26 protein-coding genes are annotated in these 24,323 nt (G+C 40.3%); 6 read left to right on the plus strand and 20 right to left on the minus strand.

Annotated elements, in window-relative coordinates:
• Positions 1 to 145: 145 nt before the first annotated feature.
• The 4 genes from ERX27_RS08450 to ERX27_RS08465 form a co-directional block, all read right to left on the minus strand.
• Complete coding sequence (locus tag ERX27_RS08450; protein WP_133432403.1) at positions 146 to 562, minus strand: hypothetical protein; 417 nt, start codon at positions 560 to 562, stop codon at positions 146 to 148.
• Positions 563 to 570: 8 nt separating this feature from the next.
• Positions 571 to 1,557, minus strand: coding sequence for a CAP domain-containing protein (locus ERX27_RS08455; RefSeq protein ID WP_133432404.1), 987 nt, complete (start codon positions 1,555 to 1,557; stop codon positions 571 to 573).
• A gap of 78 nt (positions 1,558 to 1,635) precedes the next feature.
• The gene (guaC, locus tag ERX27_RS08460) at positions 1,636 to 2,619 is read right to left on the minus strand and encodes a GMP reductase (protein ID WP_133432405.1); all 984 of its coding nucleotides are present in this window, start codon (positions 2,617 to 2,619) and stop codon (positions 1,636 to 1,638) included.
• A 120-nt stretch (positions 2,620 to 2,739) separates the two neighbouring features.
• On the minus strand, positions 2,740 to 3,678 hold the full coding sequence (locus ERX27_RS08465) for a metal ABC transporter solute-binding protein, Zn/Mn family (RefSeq protein WP_133432406.1): 939 nt from the start codon (positions 3,676 to 3,678) through the stop codon (positions 2,740 to 2,742).
• Between the two features lie 188 nt (positions 3,679 to 3,866).
• On the opposite strand from ERX27_RS08465, the gene ERX27_RS08470 reads away from it, so the two are divergent.
• Both ERX27_RS08470 and ERX27_RS08475 read left to right on the plus strand, forming a co-directional pair.
• The gene (locus ERX27_RS08470; RefSeq protein WP_133432407.1) at positions 3,867 to 5,312 is read left to right on the plus strand and encodes an amino acid permease; all 1,446 of its coding nucleotides are present in this window, start codon (positions 3,867 to 3,869) and stop codon (positions 5,310 to 5,312) included.
• Between the two features lie 71 nt (positions 5,313 to 5,383).
• A complete protein-coding gene (locus ERX27_RS08475) occupies positions 5,384 to 5,704 on the plus strand; it encodes a hypothetical protein (RefSeq protein WP_133432408.1) in 321 nt (106 codons plus the stop codon).
• A gap of 21 nt (positions 5,705 to 5,725) precedes the next feature.
• Here the strand turns inward: ERX27_RS08475 and panD are convergent, their stop codons facing one another.
• The 3 genes from panD to panB are packed head-to-tail and all read right to left on the minus strand — an operon-like array spanning position 5,726 to position 7,762.
• Positions 5,726 to 6,109 carry an aspartate 1-decarboxylase gene (panD, locus tag ERX27_RS08480; protein ID WP_133432409.1) on the minus strand — a complete coding sequence of 128 codons (384 nt, stop codon included), beginning with the start codon at positions 6,107 to 6,109 and terminating at the stop codon, positions 5,726 to 5,728.
• Positions 6,106 to 6,960: a pantoate--beta-alanine ligase gene (gene panC, locus ERX27_RS08485; protein ID WP_133432410.1), complete on the minus strand. Its 855-nt coding sequence runs from the start codon at positions 6,958 to 6,960 to the stop codon at positions 6,106 to 6,108. Before panC ends, panD begins: the two co-directional genes overlap by 4 nt.
• Positions 6,953 to 7,762, minus strand: coding sequence for a 3-methyl-2-oxobutanoate hydroxymethyltransferase (panB, locus tag ERX27_RS08490; protein ID WP_133432411.1), 810 nt, complete (start codon positions 7,760 to 7,762; stop codon positions 6,953 to 6,955). Before panB ends, panC begins: the two co-directional genes overlap by 8 nt.
• A gap of 79 nt (positions 7,763 to 7,841) precedes the next feature.
• Here panB and ERX27_RS08495 point away from each other — a divergent pair, with 79 nt between their 5' ends.
• Positions 7,842 to 8,696 (plus strand): oxidoreductase, encoded by an 855-nt coding sequence (locus ERX27_RS08495; protein WP_133432412.1) that lies wholly within the window; start codon positions 7,842 to 7,844, stop codon positions 8,694 to 8,696.
• 8 nt (positions 8,697 to 8,704) lie between these two features.
• On the opposite strand, the gene ERX27_RS08500 is transcribed toward ERX27_RS08495, so the two are convergent.
• Genes ERX27_RS08500 through ERX27_RS08515 form a run of 4 tightly spaced genes read right to left on the minus strand, consistent with a single transcriptional unit; the run spans position 8,705 to position 12,642 of the window.
• Complete coding sequence (locus tag ERX27_RS08500; protein WP_133432413.1) at positions 8,705 to 9,511, minus strand: Cof-type HAD-IIB family hydrolase; 807 nt, start codon at positions 9,509 to 9,511, stop codon at positions 8,705 to 8,707.
• 19 nt (positions 9,512 to 9,530) lie between these two features.
• A complete protein-coding gene (thrB, locus tag ERX27_RS08505) occupies positions 9,531 to 10,412 on the minus strand; it encodes a homoserine kinase (RefSeq protein ID WP_133432414.1) in 882 nt (293 codons plus the stop codon).
• Positions 10,409 to 11,473 (minus strand): threonine synthase, encoded by a 1,065-nt coding sequence (gene thrC / locus ERX27_RS08510; protein ID WP_133432415.1) that lies wholly within the window; start codon positions 11,471 to 11,473, stop codon positions 10,409 to 10,411. The genes thrB and thrC overlap by 4 nt, the downstream gene beginning before the upstream one ends.
• On the minus strand, positions 11,470 to 12,642 hold the full coding sequence (locus ERX27_RS08515; protein WP_133432416.1) for a homoserine dehydrogenase: 1,173 nt from the start codon (positions 12,640 to 12,642) through the stop codon (positions 11,470 to 11,472). The genes thrC and ERX27_RS08515 overlap by 4 nt, the downstream gene beginning before the upstream one ends.
• Positions 12,643 to 12,750: 108 nt before the next feature.
• On the opposite strand from ERX27_RS08515, the gene ERX27_RS08520 reads away from it, so the two are divergent.
• Positions 12,751 to 14,094 (plus strand): aspartate kinase, encoded by a 1,344-nt coding sequence (locus tag ERX27_RS08520; RefSeq protein ID WP_133432417.1) that lies wholly within the window; start codon positions 12,751 to 12,753, stop codon positions 14,092 to 14,094.
• Positions 14,095 to 14,116: 22 nt separating this feature from the next.
• On the opposite strand, the gene ERX27_RS08525 is transcribed toward ERX27_RS08520, so the two are convergent.
• From ERX27_RS08525 to ERX27_RS08535, 3 genes are all read right to left on the minus strand, one after another.
• Positions 14,117 to 15,148 (minus strand): DUF2332 family protein, encoded by a 1,032-nt coding sequence (locus tag ERX27_RS08525; protein ID WP_133432418.1) that lies wholly within the window; start codon positions 15,146 to 15,148, stop codon positions 14,117 to 14,119.
• A gap of 79 nt (positions 15,149 to 15,227) precedes the next feature.
• The gene (locus ERX27_RS08530) at positions 15,228 to 15,635 is read right to left on the minus strand and encodes a MarR family winged helix-turn-helix transcriptional regulator (RefSeq protein WP_133432419.1); all 408 of its coding nucleotides are present in this window, start codon (positions 15,633 to 15,635) and stop codon (positions 15,228 to 15,230) included.
• Positions 15,636 to 15,773: 138 nt separating this feature from the next.
• Entirely contained in the window at positions 15,774 to 16,259 is a 486-nt protein-coding gene (locus tag ERX27_RS08535; RefSeq protein ID WP_133432420.1) for an arsinothricin resistance N-acetyltransferase ArsN1 family A, read from the minus strand.
• A 233-nt stretch (positions 16,260 to 16,492) separates the two neighbouring features.
• Here ERX27_RS08535 and ERX27_RS08540 point away from each other — a divergent pair, with 233 nt between their 5' ends.
• A complete protein-coding gene (locus ERX27_RS08540; RefSeq protein WP_133432421.1) occupies positions 16,493 to 17,041 on the plus strand; it encodes a DUF4352 domain-containing protein in 549 nt (182 codons plus the stop codon).
• Here ERX27_RS08540 and ERX27_RS08545 read toward each other — a convergent pair.
• On the minus strand, positions 17,017 to 17,454 hold the full coding sequence (locus tag ERX27_RS08545; RefSeq protein WP_133432422.1) for an HIT family protein: 438 nt from the start codon (positions 17,452 to 17,454) through the stop codon (positions 17,017 to 17,019). The genes ERX27_RS08540 and ERX27_RS08545 overlap by 25 nt on opposite strands.
• 67 nt (positions 17,455 to 17,521) lie before the next feature.
• Entirely contained in the window at positions 17,522 to 19,018 is a 1,497-nt protein-coding gene (locus tag ERX27_RS08550; protein WP_133432423.1) for a hypothetical protein, read from the minus strand.
• Positions 19,019 to 19,321: 303 nt separating this feature from the next.
• On the opposite strand from ERX27_RS08550, the gene ERX27_RS08555 reads away from it, so the two are divergent.
• Complete coding sequence (locus ERX27_RS08555) at positions 19,322 to 19,960, plus strand: DUF4352 domain-containing protein (RefSeq protein WP_133432424.1); 639 nt, start codon at positions 19,322 to 19,324, stop codon at positions 19,958 to 19,960.
• Between the two features lie 54 nt (positions 19,961 to 20,014).
• Here ERX27_RS08555 and glnA read toward each other — a convergent pair whose 3' ends face one another.
• The 4 genes from glnA to hflX all read right to left on the minus strand — a co-directional run bounded on the left by glnA (position 20,015) and on the right by hflX (position 24,323).
• Positions 20,015 to 21,352 (minus strand): type I glutamate--ammonia ligase, encoded by a 1,338-nt coding sequence (glnA, locus tag ERX27_RS08560; RefSeq protein WP_133432425.1) that lies wholly within the window; start codon positions 21,350 to 21,352, stop codon positions 20,015 to 20,017.
• Between the two features lie 17 nt (positions 21,353 to 21,369).
• Positions 21,370 to 21,675, minus strand: coding sequence for a MerR family transcriptional regulator (locus ERX27_RS08565; protein WP_133432453.1), 306 nt, complete (start codon positions 21,673 to 21,675; stop codon positions 21,370 to 21,372).
• A 145-nt stretch (positions 21,676 to 21,820) separates the two neighbouring features.
• A complete protein-coding gene (locus tag ERX27_RS08570) occupies positions 21,821 to 23,056 on the minus strand; it encodes a methionine gamma-lyase family protein (protein ID WP_133432426.1) in 1,236 nt (411 codons plus the stop codon).
• Entirely contained in the window at positions 23,049 to 24,323 is a 1,275-nt protein-coding gene (hflX, locus tag ERX27_RS08575) for a GTPase HflX (RefSeq protein WP_133432454.1), read from the minus strand. The genes ERX27_RS08570 and hflX overlap by 8 nt, the downstream gene beginning before the upstream one ends.

The following is a 24,323-nucleotide window of genomic DNA, read 5'->3' on the forward strand; positions in this document are numbered from 1 at the left end:
ACACATTTCCATTTAACTTCACTTGAATAAGCAATTCTCTGCATAATAAAACACTCCTATCAAATTCATTTTATATGAATTCAACAAGAGTGTTTTTTATTCTGTCCCATTAATTGGGGTCAGTCCGTTTTTTCCATCGGTTTTTTTAGTGCAGATTAACAAGCGGGACACTTGATTTGATGACTTGATTTGAAATAATAATCTTTTTCAGTTCATCAGCTATATCCAGTTGGTCCAGATGATCAAAAGATAACCAGACATAAGGTTTTTTCACTTTGAATTCGTCATGATTTCTTACGTTAAATACAAATGATGTTGCATTGACTGTAGAAGCTGATAAGAAAGTCTTCATCAACTTCTTGTCTTCAACTACAAAAAGAATCCCCCCAACTTTCAGCTGTTTATGCAGACTGGCAGCAAAGTTGTTAGCACTCTGCTGAATCGATTGATTACTTCTCTTCATTACAGAAGGAAGCTTCATCTGTTTATTACCAATGTCCTCTACTAAAATACTTTCTTCTGTCGTAACGAGCAATGATGAAAAAATTTTCTCTTTAGCCATATAATCTCCTAATTCTCAGTTATAAAATTTTCGGTATAATACGGTGCGTTTTTCTCATTGAATGCAACGCCTGTACCTACTTCAAGATAGTGACGATTCAATATATTCTGTCTATGTCCTTTTGAATTCATCAGTCCGTGATGCGCCTCTATAGAGGAAACCTGTCCATAAGCGATATTCTCGCCCGCGGTAGAAAAGTGAAGTCCCTCTTGCTTCATCCGGTCGAATGGTGTCTGCCCCTGCTGATTGACATGACTGAAAAAATGATTTTCAGCCATGTCTATTGAATGTTGTCGTGCAGTATGACTTATTTTATCATTAAATTGAAGCGCTGATAACCCTCGCTTCACACGTGATGCATTGATCAGTTCGAAATCAAGCTGCTCGTAGCTTCTCGCCAGCTGTACGGATGGATGACCATAGAACTGCTGTTTCTGATTGAAATAGCTGTCAGACATTATTATCAGTGCATCCACTCGCCGATTAAACTGATCAAAATAATAGGTCGATCTAATACCTTCTGCTCGATATCTCAGCACATGTTTATCGCTTAACCTGAAACGATAATTTGAACCCGCTTCTACTGATAATGGTGTTCCTTTTAACTTTTTTACCTGTTCTAGTGACTTTGCTGTTAGTACTCCCTGACTATCTATATACTGTGGATCATTTGAATATAGAGCAGCGACCCGGTTATTCATAAACCCAACCATAACGAAATGCTGATACTGCTGATGATAGAGCGTCCAACTCCAATAAGGATTGCGCAGCACTCGTTTTTCTTTACCCAGTATATGATTGACCTGACTTTTGGACATATTCATCTTGATACGACCAACTGATACTGCCTTTGTTTTTTCAGGTCGTTCTTGTGCTGTCAGATGTCTCAAGCTTTCTTTAACGGATAATGTCGCGTGATCAGGAAGTGTCGAGAAGTTAACAGGCACCAAGAAGAGTACAGCTGCAAGTATGCAGAATAATAGCAGTTTTTTCATGACTTCACTCCAGAAATAAATACGATTATAGCATAAATGACATCAAACAAAAAATACATGACCGAAGTCATGTATTTTTTAGCGATCCGTATCACCATTAAATATTGAGTTTTTAACAATGACGTAATTGACTTTGCGAATGGATTCAAGATCTTTTCCGCCTGCATATGAGATAGAAGACTGAAGGTCCTGCTGCATTTCAATTAATGTATCTTTTAATGAACCTTTATGCTCAACGAACATTTTTTTACCTTCAACATTCTTTTTCTCGCCCTTCTGAAACTCTGAAGCGCTGCCGAAGTATTCTTTATACAGTTTACCGTCAAGTTCAACTGTCTCACCAGGAGATTCCTCGTGAGCAGCAAATAATGAACCGACCATGATCATAGAAGCACCGAAGCGGATTGACTTCGCGATATCACCATGCGTACGGATACCCCCATCAGCGATAATCGGTTTACGTGCTGCCTTCGCACATTGTTTAACTGCTGCTAACTGCCAGCCGCCTGTACCAAAGCCTGTCTTAATCTTAGTGATGCAGACACGTCCTGGCCCAATACCCACCTTCGTAGCATCAGCTCCAGCGTTCTCAAGTTCACGAACTGCTTCAGGTGTACCGACGTTACCTGCAATCAGGAATGTACCTGGAATATGCTCTTTAATATGTTTGATCATATTGATGACCTGGTCAGAGTGTCCATGCGCGATATCAATCGTCGTATACTCTGGAACTAGACCTTCTGCTGCCAGCTGCTCAACAAAGCGATATTCTCCTTCTTTAACACCCACTGAAATAGAGGCGAACAGCTCTTTTTCCTGCATGCGTTTGACGAAAGGAATACGTGCCGCTTCGTCAAAGCGGTGCATAATATAGAAATAATCCTGACTCGCAAACCATTCAGCCAGTTCTTCATTCATAACAGTCTGCATATTAGCTGGGACTACAGGAATCTTAAAAGTTTTAGGACCAAATTCTATAGATGTATTACATTCACTTCTGCTCGTCACGATACACTTGTTCGGAATCAATTGAATATCTTCATAATCAAATACTTCTTCCATTATTACCCCTCTTTTCAAATACGAACTTTTAATTAGACTTTTGATAAAATAATTCGTCCATAGGGTAATTTACCGGTTAATGATAACTTTGTAAAGTGAAAAATACTGTTTTTTAATATTTTATTGATTTAATGCTTTATCAAGTGATTCAATATTCTGCTTCATGATTGTTTGATAAGTCACATCTTTATTTTTAACATCGTCGTCTGTCAGTACAGACATATTATGAAACTTAAGTGCCTCTGTTTTTGTTTTGTCCTTGATTACATCCGTAATCTTAGAAGGAATATTCTGCTCATATAAAATGTAAGGCACTTTTAAGTCATTGATATCATTGATTATCGTCACAATCTCCTGCTGTGAAGGTTCTTCATTGTTCATACCTGAAACACCTTTTTCAGTAAAGTGGTAACGATTAGCTAAGTAGCCGATCGACTCATGAGAAATATAAACAGTGTCCCTTTTGGGGTTTTTTGTGATTTGTTTTAGTTGAGTATCTATGTCATCAATCTCTTTAACTAATTTTTCATAGTTCTTGCTATAGTCCTTTTTGTTCTCTGGATCAAGTTTAACGAGTTTATCTTTAATTTCTTTAGCGAATGTTTTATTCATCACTGGGTCCAGCCAGACATGTGGGTCATGTGCACTCTCTTCATGGCCATGCTCGTGTTCATGTTCATGCTCATCTCCGTGGTCATGATGGTGCTCAAGTAACTGTTTTTCTTCAAGATTTGAGGCAACTGCTAACGTATTTTTATTTTTAGCTGCTTTGTTGATCTTTGCAGCAACAGGATCAAGTTCATCACTTGAATAAATGAAGAGATCACCTTTCGCAATATTCAACGTATCTTGCTGAGTCGGTTCAAACGTATGGATATCTGTGCCATTCGGATAAATACTCTTTACTTCTACATGATCACCACCAATTTGCTCGGTCATTGATTTAAATGGAAAGACAGTCGTATAGACCTCAAGTTGTTCTCCTTTATCACTGCTGTTTTGTCCGCATGCACCAAGAACCAGTGTACCCATCAATAAAAGTGTTGAAAGTTTTTTCATATTTGCATCTCCTAATCGTAATCATTTCGATATATTATATTAGACTCATTCTTATGATAATGCAAGGGTGTATCTGTTATTTATATCACTTTAACGCGTCGAAGGTTTTAAGCGTTAAAACTTTTACTTGCTAAATTAGGCGTATCATTATACAATCTTAGACATAGTTAAAAAAGGAAGTGAATCTAATGGAACAAAAACAAATGGACAGAGATTTAAAGACACGTCATATTTCTATGATTGCTATAGGAGGATCGCTTGGAACGGGTCTCTTTATGGCGAGTGGTGCTATTGTCAGTCAGGCAGGTCCTGGCGGTGCATTAGTGGCTTATATGCTGATCGGGGTCATGATTTATTTCTTGATGACTTCTCTAGGGGAACTTGCTACCTTTTATCCGGTATCCGGCTCTTTTAGTGCATATGCACAGCGTTTTATTGATCCAGCTGCTGGATTTACAGTGGGATGGATGTACTGGATCATCTGGTCACTTGTAGCGAGTATAGATATCATTACGGCTGCCAAAGTGTTATCCTACTGGGACACATTCAGCGGCGTCAGTTCACTCGTCTGGTGTTTTGTCTTTTTAGTGCTTCTATTCTTGTTAAATGCGTTTTCTGTAAAATCTTTCGGTGAAGCGGAATACTGGTTTTCGTTCGTAAAAGTAATTACGATTATTCTTTTCCTTATAATGGGTGTTCTTATGATTTTCGGTATTATTGGCGGAGAGCCTGTAGGTCTTAAAAACTTCACAGTCGGCGAAGCACCGTTCGTCAATGGAACACTTGGATTACTCGGTGTTCTTGTAGTAGCGGGATTCTCTTTCGGGGGTACTGAAGTCGTTGCTGTCACTGCCGGGGAATCAGATAATCCACAGGAGTCTATGCCTAAAGCTATCAAGCAGGTCTTCTGGCGTATCCTCATCTTCTATATCGGTTCGATTTTCGTCATCGGTGCCCTGCTTCCTTATACCGATCCAAGACTGTTAAACGAAGCATCTGACGTAGCGATGAGTCCATTCACACTCATCTTCGAAAAAATCGGTATTTTATTTGCAGCTTCTATAATGAACGCGGTTATCTTAACAGCGGTTTTATCAGCAGGTAACTCTGGATTATATGCGACGAGCCGTCTCCTTCACTCACTGAGTCAGGACAAACAGGCGCCAGCTTTTTTAGGCAGACTCAATAAACGCAATATGCCTTTTAACGCACTGCTCTTAACAACTGCATTAATCATCATCACCATTATTTACGCGCATATTGATATGGGTGGATACTCTAAGCTTCTAAACATGCTCGGTACACTTGTCCTTATCGTCTGGGCAATCAGCGTCTTCAGTCATTTCAGACTCCGGGCCGCTATTAAAGCGCAAAATAGAGATATTCATGAGCTGCTCAGTTATCAAGCACCCCTGCATCCTATTGGTGATATTCTTGTCATCGGCACGGTTCTTTTCCTACTGATCGGACAATCATCCGCTGATATTATGGCTCTGAACTGGCCTAAACTGGTTGAGTCTGTGACACCGATTATCATTGCGGTCGGCTCATATATTATCTATAAAGTCGTTCGAAAAACAAAAGTCATTCCACTTAATGAAATCGACCTCTCTAAACATCATATAAATAAATAAAAAGCAGGGAACTGATGTCAGTTCCCTGCTTTTCAGTTATAATAAAGAAAACGCTAACAAGGAGGATTCCTATGGCTAATGGACAAATTAATATTTTTGATGATGTCATAAAAGAGAATGAAACTTTCGTCATTGTCGTTCAAGGCGTATACAATAAGAATGGTCTGTTGATCAAGAAGATTTTAAGAGAATACCCAAGCCTCGATCATATAGCGATGAGACGACTATTCGAACATCTAAAAGATCAGTACTTGACTGAACCTTTTGACACAGACCAGGCATTTTTTGACATCACTGTCTACACGAATGAGGACTATGCCGCAGACAATATCTATGCCCATACTAAACGTCATCGTCATCCAGGTGACGAATGGACTCATACAAGTAAATAAGAGGCCACGGCCTCTTATTTTTTATAAGATGATCGTTGCCTCTTTTTCTTCAATCATTTCAACAATCTGATTGTCTTCATTCATCACTGCGACTTTCGGATGGTGCAGACGCGCTTCTTCAGTCGTCAGCTGGACATAGTTCATGATGATGACAATATCTCCAACTTGAACGAGCCGTGCTGCTGCACCGTTCAGACAGATGACACCACTGCCTCTTTCTCCAGCTATTACATAAGTCTCAAGACGTGCACCATTATTGTTGTTGACAATTGCTACCTTTTCATTGGGTAAAATATCCACTGCATCAAGAATATCTGCATCAATTGTGATGCTGCCGACATAATTCAGATCTGCTTGTGTCACTCTTGCACGGTGGATCTTACCATGCATCATTGTTCTGATCATTCTACTCCTCCTATTATCGTATTATCGATTAAGCGTGCCTGACTGAACTTAACGGCAAGTGAGATAAAGCACTGACCGTCGATAATCTTAGTCTGTGTCAGTTCCGGATAACGATAGACCGCCACTTCATCGACTACACCATTTGTGTGTTCTTTTAAATAATTTTCAATCGCATCTTCAATTGTTTTTGAATCTCTTGTACCCTCAGCAATTATCTGATGCGCCATTTCAAGACTTTTGGATAAATGAACCGCTTCCTGACGTTCTGTATCTGTCAGATAAACATTGCGTGAGCTTTTTGCGAGGCCGTCTTCCTCCCGGATAATATCTACGCCGACAATCTTTATATCGTGACTGAAGTCTTTAACCATCGCCTCAATAATGGCAAGCTGCTGGGCATCTTTTCTACCGAAGTAAGCGGTAGTCGGTTTGACTATGTTGAAAAGTTTGTTCACGACAGTGACAACACCGTCAAAATGGCCGGGACGTTTCGCGCCTTCAAGTACATTTGCTAAAGCCCCTACATGCAGCGTGACTGCTGCCGGTTCTGGATACATCTCTTCTGCTTCAGGATGGAATAAATAATCAACGCCTGCAGATTCAGCTAAAGTCAGATCCTGTTCCAGCTGTCTCGGATATGCATCATAGTCCTCGTTAGGTCCGAACTGCAGCGGATTGACGAATACACTGATCACCACGATATCATTTTCTTTGCGGGCCTGTGTCATCAGAGCCTTATGACCGTCGTGCAGGGCACCCATTGTCGGCACAAAACCGATAGACTTACCTGCTGATTTATTATCTCTGCTTATCGCAGTCATTTCTTGAATTGTTCTGATGATTTCAGTCATTGTTCTCACCCATTACCTGTATGTTATAAATATAGTCTTCAGTCGGAAATCTTTTCTGTCTTACTTCATCATGATAAGTTTTTAATGCTTCAACACCTGGTCTGAAGTCACCATAAATTTTAACAAATTTTGGTTTACGTTCCGTACTGTACTGCAGAACATCATGATAGACTAATACTTGTCCATCGGTTTCTATTCCCGCACCTATCCCTATGACCGGAATCGTCAATCGTTCTGCAATATGCGCAGCGAGATCACTCGGCACAGCTTCTAACACAAGCATTACAGCGCCTGCGCGCTCTGCTGCCATGGCATCCTGAATCAGCTGCTCTGCCGTTTCCTTTGACTTCGCTTGTACGCTGTAGCCCATAATTCCGACGCTTTGAGGAGTCAGGCCGAGATGAGAGACAACGGGTATGCCGATCAGCTTGCATTTTTCTATCAGCTCAAAATGAGCACCCTCTATTTTAATGGCATCTGCTTTTGTCTCACGATATAACGTGATGGCGTGCTGCATATCCTTGTCATGGCTGATTCCGACACTACCAAATGGCATATCGACAACGATATACGTATCAGGTGCACCACGACGTGCTGCTTTACCATGATGAATCATGTCTTCGAGTGTGACGTAGATAGTACTGTCATACCCGAGCACTGTCATACCTAAGCTGTCACCGACGAGAATAATGTCAATACCCGCCGCTTCTACCTGCTTAGCACTTGGATAATCATAGGCCGTCATCATAGAGATTTTGATGCCTTCTTGTTTCATCGTCATTAAATCTTTAAGATTTTTCATTATTACCACTTCCTTCTTACGAGCTGAATTTATTATAATCAAGTATGAGTGATCTGACTACAACGAAAAGGAGAATGTTATGACAAATTTCGCAGTCATCGGTAATGGAGCAGTCGGTAGTGTCATTGCAAACGAATTGAAAAGTGCCGGCAAAAATGTCCGACTTTTCGGACGACAAGAACAACAGATCATTCTATCAATGCCGCAGCAGGTGAAACTGAATGTGACCTCCCTCGTCGTCAATCAGGAAAAGTTTGATTACATTTTTGTCGCTGTCAAAGCGACTCGAATAGCAGAAATCAGAAGTGCATTAATCAAAATGTGCCATCCGGATACGATTATTATTGTCTGCCAGAATGGAATCGGCCAGCTTCTTCAATTTAATATGGCTCAGTCTTTTCAAGCAGCTGTTTATATCAGCGGCCAGAAAAACGGACTGCAAGTCACGCATTTCAGGGACAAAAAACTGATTCTGCCTGAACATCAGCTGATGCATCAGCTAAAAGAAGAACTGAGTGACACAGAACTTGTCATTGAGGTCAGTTCCAATCAGCTGACGATTCTCTGGTACAAGATGCTCGTCAATCTAGGTATCAATACGGTGACTGCACTGTCTAAAAACACAGCACAGATAGTTGAAATACCTGAACTCAGAGAATTAGTACAGTCCTTGCTTAAAGAAGGTATATTAATTGCCAATACTCATGGTGAATCGTTCACTCATGAAGTCGTTGATGAAATCATGGCGATCTATGACGGCTATCCACCTCAGATGGGTACGAGCATGTATTATGATACGCTTGAAAATCGCCTGCTTGAATATGACTTTATTCAAGGTGAATTTTATAGACTTGCACGCCATTATCAATTGAAGACACCTGTACTTGATACTTGCTGTATACTCCTATCTGCCTATCAATACAAAAAACACTAGAGCATGCTCTAGTGTTTTAAAATATATTGATCGATGATTTCTGCTATGCCATCATGATTATGGTCATGAGTCACTATATCTGCAATCTGCTTGATACTTTCTCTGGCATTCCCCATCGCGACTCCGAGTCCTGCATACTCCAGCATATCTTTATCATTATCACTATCACCGAATGCCATGATTTCATCTTGACGAATACCTTCTGATTCAGCAAATTCCTTGAGTGCAACGCCTTTAGAAACGCCCATGGCCATAAACTCCAGGAAAAAAGGTTTAGAAGTCGTCGCATGAATATGACCATTCAGATTACCGTCAAGATCGTGGTCAGCTGCAGCTATTTTTTCCTCAAAATCAACTGCCATTGCCTTTGGTACACTGCCCTTTACATAGTCCTTAAGATTAGAGACTTCTTTCATCGGCAGACCCGTCAGTTCATGTTCAACGTTCATATAGGGATGATGACCCTCATAGACAATCGTCTCGTTGATGTAAGTCAGAACAAAGAAATCATGCTCTTTGCAGTAGTCATAAACTTCATCGAATTGACTTTTAGAAAGAAGATTCTCTTTAGCGACTGTCATATCCTTCATACTGGTCAGACTTGCACCATTATAACTCAAAATATAAGAACCTCTTTTATCAAGTTCCAGCAGTTTTGCTGCTTGAGTCATACCAGACGTCGGCCGACCTGAAGCCAGGATCACTTTGACACCTAACGACTGAGCTTGAATCAGTGTCTCTTTCGTCCGATCAGAAATCACATTTTCTGATGTCATCAGTGTATCATCCATGTCCAGTGCAATCAGTTTATACATTGTGTCACTCCTAAGTTTTTTACCTTATCTTAGCACAGATAGCCCCTGTTGTATCAACTGATACTGTTCTGACGGCACAATGTGGCAGCTCACTTTTCAGTTTTTCATCTAAATCCGTATATTCAGGATGACCCATGACAAAAATCGTGGATCCTGCACCACTAATAAACAGGCTCCCTTTATCCTGAACAACCCTTTTAGCCGTCTGATAGTCCTGAATCAGCGCAGAACGATAAGGTTCATGAAAACGGTCCTGCACCATCAGGCGTCCTGCTAGAACATAATCTTTCTGTGCGAGTGCAGCAACAAGTACATTTGAAATAGCACTTGCTTCTACTGCTTCAGCGAGTGCGAGAGAAGACGGAAGAACACGTCTGGCATCTTCTGTCTTCAGCTCGTAAGGCGGAATAACCACATAGAGTGGCCAGTCTATAGCTGGAAGTGTCACATAGCTGCATGTTTCATCGTAATAACAGCCTGCAATAACTCCGCCAACTAATGACGGAACAACATTATCAGGATGCCCTTCTTCTTTCGATAATAAATTTACCAGAACCTGTGTGCTTAGATTAAGCTTCCCGTAGTAATTGACTAAGAGTAGACTTGCTATAAGCGCAGTACCGGAACTGCCGAGACCTCTTGCAAGAGGAATGTCCGACTTCATCGTCACATTCAGACAGAAAGGCTTAACATTCAGTTCATGACAGAACTGAGTGACCTTCTGTGCGATGAAATGTGTATAATCTGATGGCAATGAAGCTATTTCATTCCCCAAATGTTTAAAATGCCAAGTATCTGCTTTTTCAGCAGTTATGTCCAGATAAATATTCAGTGCCATGCCTAACGAATCAAATCCAGGTCCTAGATTCGCAGTAGATGCAGGGACACGGACACGAATCATGATAACTGTCTTTCAATATAATTGATAATGGCTTCCTCATCATTATCCAGCACAGCTGGCACCTGCTCGACCTGGTCAATTGCAGTCTGAGGATCTTTTAAGCCATTGCCTGTCAGAACCGCTACAACTTTCTGCCCGCTTTGAAGTTTACCTTGCTTATGAAGTTTGATGAGGCCGGCAATAGATGCGTTACTCGCCGGTTCAGCAAACACACCTTCTTTAGAAGTCATCAGCTGATATGCAGCAAGGATTTCCTCATCAGTCACACTATCTATCAGTCCTCCTGATAAATCTCGTGCTTCATCAGCACGCTGCCAGCTAGCTGGGTTACCGATACGGATAGCCGTTGCAATAGTCTCAGGCTGCTCTATCACCTTGTTTTGAACAATAGGCGATGCACCTTCTGCCTGAAAACCAAACATTTTCGGTAAAGCAGTCCCTTTCTGCTCGTGATACTCATTGAATCCTTGCCAGTAAGCAGTGATATTACCCGCATTACCGACTGGTATAGCCAGTACATCTGGCGCACCGTCCAGCTGATCTACAATTTCAAATGCCGCGGTCTTCTGCCCTTCTATACGATAAGGATTGACAGAGTTGACCAGTTCAATATCTTCACTCTTTTCGGCAACTTTACGCACAATGTTTAATGCTTCATCAAAGTTGCCTTTAATAGAGACGATATCAGCTCCGTAAATCATGGCCTGCGCAAGTTTACCGAGGGCTATTTTACCTTCAGGTATGACAACGATGGTTTTCAGCCCCGCTCGTGCAGCATACGCTGCAGCTGCAGCGGAAGTGTTGCCTGTAGATGCACAGATGACAACCTTCCGTCCTGCTTCTTTCGCCTTTGCAACTGCCATCACCATACCGCGGTCTTTAAATGAGCCGGTTGGATTAGCCCCTTCATACTTTGCATAAAGCTCTATATCCATTTGAGCAGATAAATATGGCAGATGGATAAGGGGAGTATTCCCTTCGTTCAGTGTCAGTAGTGGTGTCTCGTCAGTAACGGGTAAAAACGTTTTATATGCATGTATTAATCCTTGCCATCTCATCATTCTGCACCTTCTATCTGATATATTTTTACGTGAGTGAGGTTCAACTTCTCGAGATCAGTTGTATTTACTTCATAGGCGTGAGAGCCCTGATATTCAGCGTGTGGTCCTGCTAATCCTTCAACTGGCTGTTCACTGATGACGACAACACGTTTTCTGTCTGCAGTCTGACTTTCACCGAGTGTAAAATGAGGCGGTAATGTATGTTTCTTTGTCTCCAGCTGACTGATGATGTACATGACATCACTGACAACAGCACTGCCTGTTGCCAGACTACCTGCACCACGTCCATAGAACATCGTATCTCCCACAGCATCCCCGTCGACATAAATTGCGTTATATTCATTCTCCACATGTGCGAGCTGATGCTGATTACTTAGCATGCAAGGCTTAACAGAAGCCTGAACACGTTTACCGTCATAAGATGCCTGTCCAATAAGTTTGATCCGATATCCGAGCGCTTCTGCCAGCTTGATATCTGTCAGCGTGACATCCCGTATACCTGTTACTTCACAGTCTTCTAAATGAATGAAAGTATTAAAAGCAAGATAACTAGTGATGACGACTTTACGCTGAGCGTCTATACCATCGACATCTGCAGTTGGGTCCGCTTCTGCAAACCCTAATTCTGTTGCAAGCTGCAACGCTTCTTCAAATGACAGATTGTCATGTGTCATTTTGCTTAATATAAAATTAGATGTGCCGTTAAAGATACCCATAAAGTGATGGATGGCATTGGCATTGAGTCCATTGTTAATGGCGTTCACTATTGGAATGCCCCCCGCTACACTTGCTTCGTACTTTAATGCAACTTGCTGTTTAGTCGCCAGTGTCTCTAATTCTTCAAGATGTGCGGCCAGCATATCCTTATTAGCGGTCACCACATGAATCCCTCTATTTAAGAAATGACGAATATAATCAACAGTCGGTTCTATACCACCCATGACCTCTATCACAATATCAAGGTCATCATTCAGGATGTCATCCATATTGTCTGTCAGATGATAATTAGAAATATCAATATCCCGTTTCTTATTGATATTTTTGACATAGATATGCTTGATATTAAATTCTATATTCATATAGTCTTTCAGTTGCTGCTGATTTTGTTCCAGTATTTTAATCACACCACTACCGACTGTTCCCAGTCCTAATAACGCTATATTGATCATGTCGTCACTCCTTTGTACTTTCAGTATAAACAACTGTCCTCTTGTAATGGATTGTTAGTTATAGTATAACTGAATCTATAGACTAATCAAGTGGAAAGAAGGTTTCACATGAAAATAAGTAAGTTTGGTGGCTCGTCAGTCAGTGATGCTCAGCAGATTAAAAAAATCTTAAAGATTGTTAATGATGATCCAAATAGAAAAGTGATTATCGTCTCAGCACCCGGTAAAAGAAACGAAAACGATATTAAGGTGACTGACCTACTCATCCAGATCTATCATGCAGTCATAAGTGGCGCAGATTATTCAAGCCAGATAGAAGCGGTTGTTAAACGATTTGAAGATATAGAACAAGAGCTTAATGTCAAGCAATCGCTCAGCAATGAAATCAGACATGAACTGACTCGACTCATCAGTTCCCTGCACAGCAGACCTCTTTACCTGCTTGATGCGCTGAAATCTTGCGGAGAAAATTTTAATGCAAAACTCATTGCACAGTATAACAATGAGCAAGGCATTCCTACCCGCTATATGTCGCCGCGAGAAATAGGACTCACGGTCTCAGATGAACCCGGCAATGCAATGATACTTCCGGAAAGCTACCACCGGATACGTGAACGTTTATCAGGCTATCAGGAAAAAATCGTGGTGCCTGGCTTCTTCGGTGTTTCCAGCACACAGGATATCATCACATTCTCGCGTGGAGGATCGGATTTAACTGGGGCGATCATTGCGAAAGCACTTCACGCAGAACTCTATGAGAACTTCACTGATGTCAGCGGTATTTACAGCGCAAATCCGAATATTATCCATGAACCGAGAAAAATCGATGAACTTACATATGATGAGATGCGGGAACTCTCCTATGCAGGTTTTAAAGTTTTTCATGACGAAGCAGTGGCGCCACTCATCAATACAGCAATACCCGTTGTCATTAAAAACACGAATGAGCCGGATGCAGCGGGCACTCGAATTGTTTCTACTCATGCACTTACTGGCGTTGTAGGTGTCAGCTGTGATACAGGTTTTACGAGTATCAATATGAAGAAGTATCTCATGAATAGAGAGATTGGCTTTACACGGAAACTATTAACGATTCTTGAAGAGATGCAGATTTCTTATGATCATATGCCTTCTGGTATTGATAACATCAGTATCGTCTTAAGAAGTCATCAGTTATCCGGTAAACTGACAACACTGATCAGCAGAATTCAACATGAACTCAGTGTAGATGAAATTTCCGTGGAAGAAAATCTGGCTATTTTAATGATAGTCGGCGAAGGCATGAAAACTGCCATCGGGACGGCTAACAAAGCAACGTCGTCTTTAAGCAGCCATCAGGTCAATCTTAAAATGATCAACCAAGGCTCATCAGAGATCTCGATGATGTTCGGCATTGACGCTGGTCAAGCTGAAACAGCAGTCAGAGCCGTCTATCAGGCATTTTTCCAATAAAAAAGACACCTTAAAAGGTGTCTTAAAGTTTGAGTGGTTGTCCAAGCAGCCACTCTATTTTCATTTTATCAAGCTCAAGATTAGCGAGTTTCTCTCGTTTGATGACATTATGATGTGTATAGTCGATAAAAATGTCCTGACCAAACAATTGATGATGAATATGGTAAATCTCCTTAGTAGATGAGAAACGTTGAATCAGTTCAAGCAATGCCACTTTTTTTTCGTCAGACCAGTTCTTAGTGTGATGGATATGAAAAATAACAACGGGTTCGTCATCCGGCATTATCATTAAAGTCTGTTCCAGTAATTCCAGTTCACTACCTTCAAGTAGTTCTACTGGGTGGGCCAGCAAAATATCATGCGCTTTCTTCATATTATTACGACGCTTGACTTCTTCCGGATAGAATAGACTCATCATCCAGTGAAAAGCCTCTTCTTCTTCAAGTCGAACAACATCTGATGATAAACCATATTTTAATCGTGGATGAGTCAAAGGTCTGAGCGTATCATACGGATAACCTTTAATTTTCATCTTGATATTAATATCATCAGTCAGACCTACTTTATGGTCCTTATTAAACGTATAGCCATACCAGTCAAAATTAAGCAGTAGACCGGCTTTAGTACCGAGTTCAATGACGTTGAAGTTTTCTTTATCGGATTGTTCCATAATATAGTGAAAAATAGGAATTAAAAGTGCAGAACGCTCGACGATGTTCTTCTTCAGATCACCATTTCGCGCAAGAATCATGATTTCATCCAGATGAGTAGTGACAAATGACTTAAACACTTTATAACCTTCTAAATCCATTTCCAGAGGGTGATCTGAAAAATTTAAATAATAATTTCTCAGCTCATCTTCAGTATGATATAAAGTAGTTAAGACGGCAGTCATAAAAAGCGGAATAAACTGTCTATCGCTAATAAACGGACTCAGAATCTCTTTTAGTTCTTTATCTTCTGCCATATGCTGACCTAATTGATGATAAAAAGGGCTTTTCTCTGCGACAGCATTACTGTAAGCAAGCATGATTTCTTTATATTTTAAAGCCATGATGGTTATTTTCTCCTAACGGCTGTTTTATTGAAGTGTAATCATACTACAAAAAATAATGAAAAGAAAGAAAATCGGATTAATAAAGTTGACAAAATTGATTCTTTAAGTCAGATGAAAATTCTTCAAAAAAACTATCAGCTGCCTGCTCTATGATAGGTTCCATTTCCTCTATAAAGCTAAGACCAATCGTCGTCAGATAAACATTTTTAGCACGTGTATCAGACCGTGACTCCTGTCTTCTAATCAGTCTGCGATTTTCAAGATTGCGGATGATAGTCGAAAGCGTCATGACATCAATCCCCGTATGTTCACTTACCATCGATTGTGTCATTCTTTTACCCGAAGCCTGCAGCTCATGCATGCCGTTTAAAACTCTGAACTGCGGGAATGTGATATCATAACTTTTCAATATTTTACGGCTTAAGGTTGTCCATTCGGACTGGAGCTTCTGCAAGTTTCTAATCGCTAATAATCCATCACTCATTAAAATGACCTCTCTTTTTAATCTATTTACTTATATTATAAACACTTATTAATTATTAAACAAACCTTTTATTCTAGATAAATAACAATAGAACTCCCTAACAAGATAGAGAAATAAAAAAAGCATACTTCAGTATGCTTAAATCAGTTTTTCCATAATTCTCACATTATAATACTGCCCGTGCTGATAACCATGGTTTTCAAAAATACCGATATCTCTGAAACCACATTTTAGATAAAGCTGGTGTGCTGACTCATTAATCTCTAACACCATCAGCATCAGTTTGTGAAAGTTATTTAATTGAGCGCTTTTTTCCAGTGCATTTAGTAGTTTTCGCCCAATTCCTTTACCTCTTTGATTGCGATCAATATAGATAGAAAGTTCAGCAACGCCCTCATAAGCAGCTCGGTAACGATAAGGCTGCAAAGCTGTCCAGCCTGCAATCACACCTTCTTCTTCAATAACTAATACACTATAGCGTTCTGAACGGTCAAATAACCAGATACGCACTTCTTCTTCTGATTTACCTCTTACTTCTAAAGTTGCTATACCATCTTCTATTCCTTGATTATATATCGCTGTAATAGCTGAAAGGTCTTTTAATTCTCCAGGTCTGATATTCAATGATGTGCCTCACTTCATGTTAGATAAATGCTAAGATTATTTTATATCTCACTTTGAATGCTGTAAATTATAAAATAGAGTAAATGTAAAACTTATCATTACTTACAAAAGATTAATATTTTTTATAAGCATATTCCTTTGACAATATAGTTTTCGGTCTTATAATAGGACTATTCTTCTGTGAAAATCACTAACACAGATTCAATCATTAAAATAAGAAAGCCGGAATTAAAATGAACAATAAAGTACTAGCAGGCACAGTCCTGACATCAGCTATTATACTCTCAGCATTCAGCAATACGACACCCGCGCATGCGCTGGAGAAAACCATCAGTCATACCGTTTATACAATAGAACAAGAGATGGATAGTGTCATTAATGGACCTGAGCAGTTGCCTCATGAATCTCTTGCAGATGCTGCTGAAATTGGTGAAAGTCGAGATATCCATAATCTGACGTTTACCTTAACAAAAGTGAAAGCAGCGCAGGAAATTGATGCGAGTCAGCCTGAAGATGTTGTCACGCTTTATTACACAGTTAAAAATACATCGGATACACCCTACTATGCTGGACAGAGCGCTACGATTTACTACAATGGTAAAACAGCAGATGCATACGCACTCGCTTCTGATAAATCAGCCACTATTAAGCCTGGTGAAACCGCTGAAGTCAGCCAGTCATTCAGACTGAATCCGAGTCTCGGACAATTCGAAGTAGAGATCGGTCCTTTATTTGACTTAAACGGTCAAAAAGCACTTTATAAAGTATCAGGACACGAATAAAGAGCTCTGAACTTAGTCCAGAGCTCTTTTATAATATGTTCTATGGCAGACGTTATATGAGAGTCTCGCATTTCAACTTCAACTTTATCCCAGAAACCATCCTCACTATATCTTGGAATAAGATGGACGTGAAAATGCGTATGCTGGTCCATCATCTTACCGTTATTAAATACAACTGTCACTCCAATCCCTAATTCATCTTCAAACAGTGTGATTAAAACTTTTTGTAGTTTCACTAAATCTGCGATCTCTTCTTCTGTCAGTTCATTAAAATTCATGACATGACGTCTCGCCACAATCAGCAGATGTCCATATTGAATAGGATCTATATCAAACAAGACCTTATAGTCAGCAGAGGCCATCAGTATCTGTTCTTTCTTAAGGTGATGACAAAAAATACAACTCTCTTCCATTAACAATATACCTCCTTCAATTAAAGCCGCAGAATCACTGATTCTGCGGCTTATTAGCTTCTTGTTTTTATTGAATGTCTTCAACATCAATATCAGCAATCTTCGCTTTTACTTCTACTAGATTATTTTTTATACTCTTCAGCTCTTTACGTGCCTGTGTCAGCTGCTTTTTAGCTTTGGCATTGCTTGCTTTCTTCTTTAGAGTTTCTTTCAGCGCTTTAATTTCTTTACGTTTATCGTCATATTGATTTGTCGCATCCTTTAATGACTTTTCATAAGGCTGATAATACTTTTGCACAGTTGTCAGATTCTCTGTTTCCTGGCTATCCTTTTGTGACTTATTAATGACTTCTTTCAGCTTCTGCGACTGATCAGTTAAAAGATAGGCTTTTACAAGCTCATTTGCAGCAGAACGTTCTTTTAAGTCAATCTTGTCACTCAGCTTGACGACATCATCATACCGTCCTTCTTTACTCGCCACAAAGAACTTTAACACATCGCTATCTTTTTCTTTTGCAAGATCTGTAATCGCAGACTGTTTGCTTTTATGGATATCCTGGCCTAATAAATAAGCAGCATCTTTATCAAGACTGAGTGCTTTATCATACTGTTCTTCTTCAACTAGCCACTTAATATAAATTGAGCGCTGCTTATCACTGTTTAAGTCATCATAGTTGAGTGTCGACATCTGTTTTTTAGCCTGCTGTCTATCGCCACTGATATATTCACTGAAAATATCATTCACTCTCTGCTGCTGCTTAAGCTGTTGATTCAGTGCTTCGGATTCTTTTGATTTTTGAGACATATTTTGAAAAACAAAGAATACAGCCGCAATCAGTAAAAGAGCAGCTAAACCCATTAAAATATAACGAAGCGGACTCTTATTAGGACTCTTGTTCTTTTCCTTTTTTACCGGCACAGTGCCCATTTCTTTAACCTGACCGAGACGCTTATCGATACTACGGCGGATAGACTGAATATCCTTAGCACGCAGAACCTCATCAGCAAATTGAAAAACATCGTCATCCTGATGTATAAAATCAGCTTTAAGCGGCTTTACATCACCTGACTTTAGTTGAGTGAGACCCAGTATAATTAGACGCTTAAGACCGTTAAGGGGCGTCGTATCATCATAGACGACCAGGTCACCAAAATTGTGCAGGACCGCCTTCACTCTATCCTTGTCATCTTTATGATGAGCGATCACAAAATTATTGAAGTCCCAGAGAACACGTACCTGGTGCTGCTCCTGAAACTCTGCTACATCTGTTAAAGAAGAAAAAAGATCAAGCTGAGTCATAAAATCATAATTACGAATAGCAGCATACATCGTCGCATCCTGCAGAAAATAATCAAACGAAATATATTTACCCCAGTCATTAAAACGAGTGATCTGACAGAACACATTATTATGTTTGAAATCATTTGAAAACGCCTGATAGTCCTCCATCAGCTTCTCTTTGTTGGTATGTATATCCTTAAAATTTTCAAGTGGTGAGACATATTCAATCGAATTGCTGAAAAGATTAATCTCGCCATAGCGGTTTATTTTAAACTTATTCAAAACATCACTTCCTTAATTCAGTCAACTTTCATCATTAGTTTTTATTTTAACATTAGTCACTATAAAAGGATGATAAACTTCTTATTTTTTTAATAGTATTTATCAAATTGTCAACTTAATTAATTTATTAATTCATATTACATACAATTGTCAATTTATTTTAGCAATGGTATTATATAAAAAGTTGTAATAATTAATATTTTGAATATTTTAACTTAAGGATGTTATAAGTTTTACAATTCTAATATTTATTGGCATAAGGCCATTGAATATAAAATATAAGTGAAAAGAGGAATTTTTTACATGGCGCGAAAAGACAAAGAAGTAGTTTACAGCAGCGAGCAAGGTCGTGAACAGTACACTGAAAACGGAGAACGTATAGTGTATGTAGAACGTCAACCGAAGAAAAAGAAAAATCCTTTTTTAATTGGTTGTTTAGGTCTACTCTTACTAATGATTTTATTAGGTGCGTGTGTTGCTGCAATGGGTGGCGGTAATGATAATGAAAATTCATCCACTGATACTAAAGAGTCTACATCAACTACAGAGAAATCAGATAGTAAAGAAGCTGAGAAGAAATATAAAATTGGTGATGAAGTTACTAAGAAAAATGTGACTTTTAAACCTACAAAAGCATACTATACCGATGAAAGAAACGAGTTTGCAGAAACTAAAGCAGATAAAGTATTAGTGGTTGAAATGGATATCAAAAATAATGGTAAAGAAGATATACCTGTAGGAACTGATGTTTCTGCTTACGCTGACGGTAAAAAATTAGAGTCATATCCTATTAACGATACTCTAATGGATGGTTTATCATCTGGTCGTTCAATTAGTGGTAAACAAGGTTTTGCAGTAGTAGGCAATCCTAAAGAAATTGAGCTTGAGTTTGAACCATTTTTAAGTGGTGAAAAAGCGATTTATACAGTAAAGCCAGAATAATTTATCGCTATTAATAAAGCCCACAAAGCTATTCAGCTTTGTGGGCTTTAATCTTTAGTACTGCTTCAGATACTGCTCTTTTTCCCACTCAGATACTTGCATACGATACATATCCCACTCAATAGATTTTGAGTTGATGAACTGGCGGTAGATGTGATCGCCAAGCGCTTCTTTCATTGCGCTGTCTTCTTTCATCGCTTTGATTGCTGTATACAGTGTTGATGGTAAGTCTTCAATACCAACCGCTTCACGCTCTTCGCGGTTCATTTCATAGATGTTCTGGTCAATTGGTGCTGGTGCTTCAAGTTTGTTCTTGATACCATCTAATCCAGCCTGCAGGATTGTCGCAAGCGCCATGTATGGGTTCGCTGCTGGGTCTACTGAACGTACTTCTACACGTGTAGAGATGCCGCGTGATGCTGGAATACGTACAAGTGGTGAACGGTTTTGTCCACTCCATGCGATATATACAGGTGCTTCGTAGCCTGGTACTAAACGTTTGTATGAGTTAACAAGTGGGTTACACACTGCTGTGAATCCTCTTGCGTGCTTCATCACACCTGCGATGAAGTGACGTGCGTCATCTGATAATTCCATGTCGCCGTTTGGATCATAGAATGCATTTTCTTTCGGTCCTTTGAAGAGTGACACGTTGAAGTGCATACCTGACCCGCTTAAACCGAATACTGGTTTAGGCATGAATGTTGCATGAAGGTTATGTTTACGAGCGATTGTTTTGACTACTAATTTGAATGTCTGGATGTTATCACATGCTGTGACTGCATCTGCATATTTGAAGTCGATTTCGTGCTGACCTGGTGCTACTTCGTGGTGAGATGCTTCGATGTCAAAGCCCATGTCTTCTAATTCAAGTACGATATCACGACGGCAGTTTTCACCAAGGTCTGTTGGTGCTAAGTCGAAGTATCCGCCGTTGTCATTCAGTTCTGTAGTCGGTTCGCCTTTTTCATCTAATTTGAATAAGAAGAACTCTGGTTCTGGCCCTAAGTTGAAGTCTGTGAAGCCCATTTCTTCCATTTCTTTTAAGACGCGTTTTAAGTTCGCACGCGGATCTCCTGAGAATGGTGTACCGTCTGGTTTATGGATGTCACAGATTAAACGTGCGACTTTCCCTTTGTCTGATGTCCATGGGAAGATCACCCATGTATCAAGGTCTGGATAAAGTTTCATGTCTGATTCTTCAATACGTACGAAACCTTCGATAGATGAACCATCGAACATCATTTCGTTATCAAGTGCTTTTTCAAGCTGGCTGACTGGAATCTCAACGTTCTTGATTGTTCCCAGAATGTCTGTAAACTGCAGACGTAAGAAACGTACATTCTCTTCATTTGCAAAACGGATGATATCTTCTCTCGTAAACTTAGCCATAATAGCCTCCAATATTTTTATTGATAAAATCTAGATAAATCCCCGCGGTTCAGTGGAATTCTGCCGGTTGGTTTAAAGATGTCATCATAAAGATTTTCTCTTAATTTCTGTTCGTCCTTCGACAGATTCTCGTTCTTCTCAAGCATAATCTGCTTGATGCCTTTAATGTTAAATCCTTTTTCGAGCAGCAGTTTGATCTCCAGCAGTTTATCTAAATCATTCATTGAGAATAGTCGCTGGTTACCTTCTGTCCGCTGTGGTGTCACAAGGTCATGCGTCTCATAGTAACGAATCTGGCGAGCAGTAAGCTCTGTCAGTTTCATCACAACGCTGATAGGAAATACGGGTAATTGTCTTCTTAATCTATCTGACACAGTATCTCCTCCTTGCTTGGTTATAATCTAACATACTTTTTTTCAAAAAACAAATCCATGTCAGCTTTCCTGACATGGATTCTAAAGATTGTCATCAGATCGACAAAATTCCTTTGTTCTGCATGGTTTTCACTGCGCTGATAATAGCCAGTTTGACATGTTCATATGTCAGACCGCCTTGGACATATGCTTCATATGGAGCACGTAAAGGACCATCTGCTGTCAGTTCGATAGATGCACCTTGTATAAAGGTGCCCGCTGCCATAATCACATCGTCTTCGTAACCTGGCATATAAGCAGGCATCGGTGCAAATTTAGAATTGATAGGGCTCGCACTCTGAATCGCCTGACAGAATGTAATCATTTTCTCAGGATCATTAAATGTTACAGACTGAATTAAATCTGTGCGCTGGTCATCAAACCTTGGACTCGTCGTCATGCCCAGTTCTTCTAACAACGCCGCTGTAAACACGGCACCTTTTAAGCTCTGGCTGACGACGTGCGGTGCCAGGAAAAAGCCCTGATACATCTCATGTAAACTATAAAGAGATGCACCCGCTTCTTTGCCGATACCTGGAGCTGTCAGTCGGTAACCAATGCGTTCGATCAGCTCACGCCGACCTGCTATATAGCCCCCAATCTTACAGATACCGCCGCCCGGGTTCTTGATCAGAGAACCTGCAATCAGGTCTGCCCCCACTTCTGTCGGTTCACGTTCTTCCACAAATTCACCGTAACAGTTATCAACGAAAATGATTTTATCCGGATGTTTTTCTTTAATCGCCTGGATAGCTGTTTCAAGCTGACTGATGGTCAAAGAAGGTCGCGATGCGTATCCTTTTGAACGCTGGATAGCGATGACTTTCGTCTGTTCTGTAATAGCGTCCAGTACCGTCGTGATATCAATCGTCCCGTTTTTCAGTTCAATCGCACGGTAACGAACGCCATTCTCTATTAATGAGCCGATACCACTGCCGTTCACACCGATCACTTCAAGCAGCGTATCATAAGGTTCACCTGTAATGTAAAGAAGTTCGTCTCCATGCTTTAAATGACTGAACAAAGCGAGCGTAATCGCATGCGTACCTGAAATCACCTGCGGACGGACGATTGCATCTTCTGTCTTGAAGACTTTGGCATAAAGGGCTTCAAGCTGGTCACGTCCGGTATCATCATAGCCATAGCCGAAAGTACCAATCAGATCACTTTCAGCTATCTGCTGTTCCTGAAACGCTGTCAGTACTTTTTCCTGATTACTCAGTGCGCGTGCTTCTATCGCTTCATGGATTGGTCTTATTTTCTTTTCTATTTCATTGATTAATTCATTCATTGCTTTCTCTCTTTTCTGTTATTCTGCCGACAATACTACTGTTATCTCGTGCATAACCTTTTACTGCGTATCGTTCTGTTTCCTCATCAAACTCCACCGTCTCAATCAGCGTCTCTTGTTTCAGCTGACTGATGATTTTACCGCTGTCAGCTGGCAGGCTGGTTTCATAAGGATTCAACTGGGTGCGGATGAAGTCGCTCAGTGCTTCTTTGACGACCGCAACGTCACTCTCACTGCGTGACGACACATAGCGGGTATCAAAGGTATCCTCTAAATGGGCATCACTGACCAGATCTCGTTTATTCAATAAGGTCAGGACAGGAATATCACTCATCTCAAGTGATTTAAGGAGTGTATGCACAGTCTCTATATGACCTTTATAGTTTGGATGACTGCGGTCTACTACATGTATCAGGACATCAGCATACTTCGCTTCTTCCAGTGTGGAACTGAAAGCTTCTACTAGATGAGTCGGTAAGTGCTGAATAAATCCAACTGTATCTGATAATAGGACTTGAAAGCCGTCATTGATAGACAGCATCTTAGACTTCGGATCAAGCGTGGCGAACAGCAGATTTTCTTCAAACGTCTTACTGTCTGTCAGTTGATTGAACCATGAAGATTTACCTGCATTCGTATAGCCGACTAAAGCCACTTGAAAGACTTCATTTTTTCGGCGGTTCTCACGGTATCTTGCCCGGTGTTTTTTTATTTCTTCTAACTGGATTTTGATATCATGGATTCTGGACCTGATGTGACGGCGATTGGTCTCGAGTTTTGTTTCCCCCGGCCCTCTCGTACCGATCCCCCCACCTAGACGCGACAGGCTCACACCGTGTCCTGACAGACGTGGCAGCAGATACTCATTCTGAGCAAGCTCCACCTGCAGCTGACCTTCTCGTGAACGCGCACGTTGAGCAAAGATATCCAGAATCAGCTGCGTCCGGTCAATCACTTTCACATCAAATATTTCTGCCAGGTGTTTAGACTGGCTTGTTGTCAGTTCATCATTGACAATCACAACATCAAAATCAATATCCTCACGTTCACTGAGCTCGACAATTTCTTCTATACGTCCTTTACCTAAATAAGTGGCACTATCTGAGCGCTCTCTGTTTTGTGTATAGTGTACTTCTACATCAAGGCCAGCTGTCTCGCATAAAGACGTTATTTCGCTCAATGATTCACTGAACTCAAAATCATCCTGTGACTTCAGCTGAACAGCAAGTATGATGGCACGTTCACGCTGTTTTTTCGTTTCATTCAT

It is taken from the genome of Macrococcus brunensis, from assembly GCF_004359615.1.
Classification (GTDB): domain Bacteria; phylum Bacillota; class Bacilli; order Staphylococcales; family Staphylococcaceae; genus Macrococcus; species Macrococcus brunensis.

What these genes read in the sequence shown, in the direction of transcription:
- ERX27_RS08495 (WP_133432412.1), top strand. Translation starts at nt 7,842, where the DNA reads ATGACAAATTTCGCAGTCATCGGTAATGGAGCAGTCGGTAGTGTCATT.
- ERX27_RS08470 (WP_133432407.1), top strand. Translation starts at nt 3,867, where the DNA reads ATGGAACAAAAACAAATGGACAGAGATTTAAAGACACGTCATATTTCT.
- glnA (WP_133432425.1), bottom strand. Translation starts at nt 21,352, where the DNA reads ATGGCTAAGTTTACGAGAGAAGATATCATCCGTTTTGCAAATGAAGAG.
- ERX27_RS08565 (WP_133432453.1), bottom strand. Translation starts at nt 21,675, where the DNA reads ATGAAACTGACAGAGCTTACTGCTCGCCAGATTCGTTACTATGAGACG.
- ERX27_RS08475 (WP_133432408.1), top strand. Translation starts at nt 5,384, where the DNA reads ATGGCTAATGGACAAATTAATATTTTTGATGATGTCATAAAAGAGAAT.
- ERX27_RS08465 (WP_133432406.1), bottom strand. Translation starts at nt 3,678, where the DNA reads ATGAAAAAACTTTCAACACTTTTATTGATGGGTACACTGGTTCTTGGT.
- ERX27_RS08515 (WP_133432416.1), bottom strand. Translation starts at nt 12,642, where the DNA reads ATGATCAATATAGCGTTATTAGGACTGGGAACAGTCGGTAGTGGTGTG.
- panC (WP_133432410.1), bottom strand. Translation starts at nt 6,960, where the DNA reads ATGACTGAAATCATCAGAACAATTCAAGAAATGACTGCGATAAGCAGA.
- ERX27_RS08530 (WP_133432419.1), bottom strand. Translation starts at nt 15,635, where the DNA reads ATGAGTGATGGATTATTAGCGATTAGAAACTTGCAGAAGCTCCAGTCC.
- ERX27_RS08520 (WP_133432417.1), top strand. Translation starts at nt 12,751, where the DNA reads ATGAAAATAAGTAAGTTTGGTGGCTCGTCAGTCAGTGATGCTCAGCAG.
- ERX27_RS08540 (WP_133432421.1), top strand. Translation starts at nt 16,493, where the DNA reads ATGAACAATAAAGTACTAGCAGGCACAGTCCTGACATCAGCTATTATA.
- ERX27_RS08570 (WP_133432426.1), bottom strand. Translation starts at nt 23,056, where the DNA reads ATGAATGAATTAATCAATGAAATAGAAAAGAAAATAAGACCAATCCAT.
- panD (WP_133432409.1), bottom strand. Translation starts at nt 6,109, where the DNA reads ATGATCAGAACAATGATGCATGGTAAGATCCACCGTGCAAGAGTGACA.
- guaC (WP_133432405.1), bottom strand. Translation starts at nt 2,619, where the DNA reads ATGGAAGAAGTATTTGATTATGAAGATATTCAATTGATTCCGAACAAG.
- thrC (WP_133432415.1), bottom strand. Translation starts at nt 11,473, where the DNA reads ATGATGAGATGGCAAGGATTAATACATGCATATAAAACGTTTTTACCC.
- hflX (WP_133432454.1), bottom strand. Translation starts at nt 24,323, where the DNA reads ATGAATGAAACGAAAAAACAGCGTGAACGTGCCATCATACTTGCTGTT.
- ERX27_RS08450 (WP_133432403.1), bottom strand. Translation starts at nt 562, where the DNA reads ATGGCTAAAGAGAAAATTTTTTCATCATTGCTCGTTACGACAGAAGAA.
- ERX27_RS08500 (WP_133432413.1), bottom strand. Translation starts at nt 9,511, where the DNA reads ATGTATAAACTGATTGCACTGGACATGGATGATACACTGATGACATCA.
- ERX27_RS08545 (WP_133432422.1), bottom strand. Translation starts at nt 17,454, where the DNA reads ATGGAAGAGAGTTGTATTTTTTGTCATCACCTTAAGAAAGAACAGATA.
- ERX27_RS08525 (WP_133432418.1), bottom strand. Translation starts at nt 15,148, where the DNA reads ATGGCTTTAAAATATAAAGAAATCATGCTTGCTTACAGTAATGCTGTC.
- thrB (WP_133432414.1), bottom strand. Translation starts at nt 10,412, where the DNA reads ATGATTCGTGTCCGTGTCCCTGCATCTACTGCGAATCTAGGACCTGGA.
- ERX27_RS08455 (WP_133432404.1), bottom strand. Translation starts at nt 1,557, where the DNA reads ATGAAAAAACTGCTATTATTCTGCATACTTGCAGCTGTACTCTTCTTG.
- ERX27_RS08555 (WP_133432424.1), top strand. Translation starts at nt 19,322, where the DNA reads ATGGCGCGAAAAGACAAAGAAGTAGTTTACAGCAGCGAGCAAGGTCGT.
- panB (WP_133432411.1), bottom strand. Translation starts at nt 7,762, where the DNA reads ATGAAAAATCTTAAAGATTTAATGACGATGAAACAAGAAGGCATCAAA.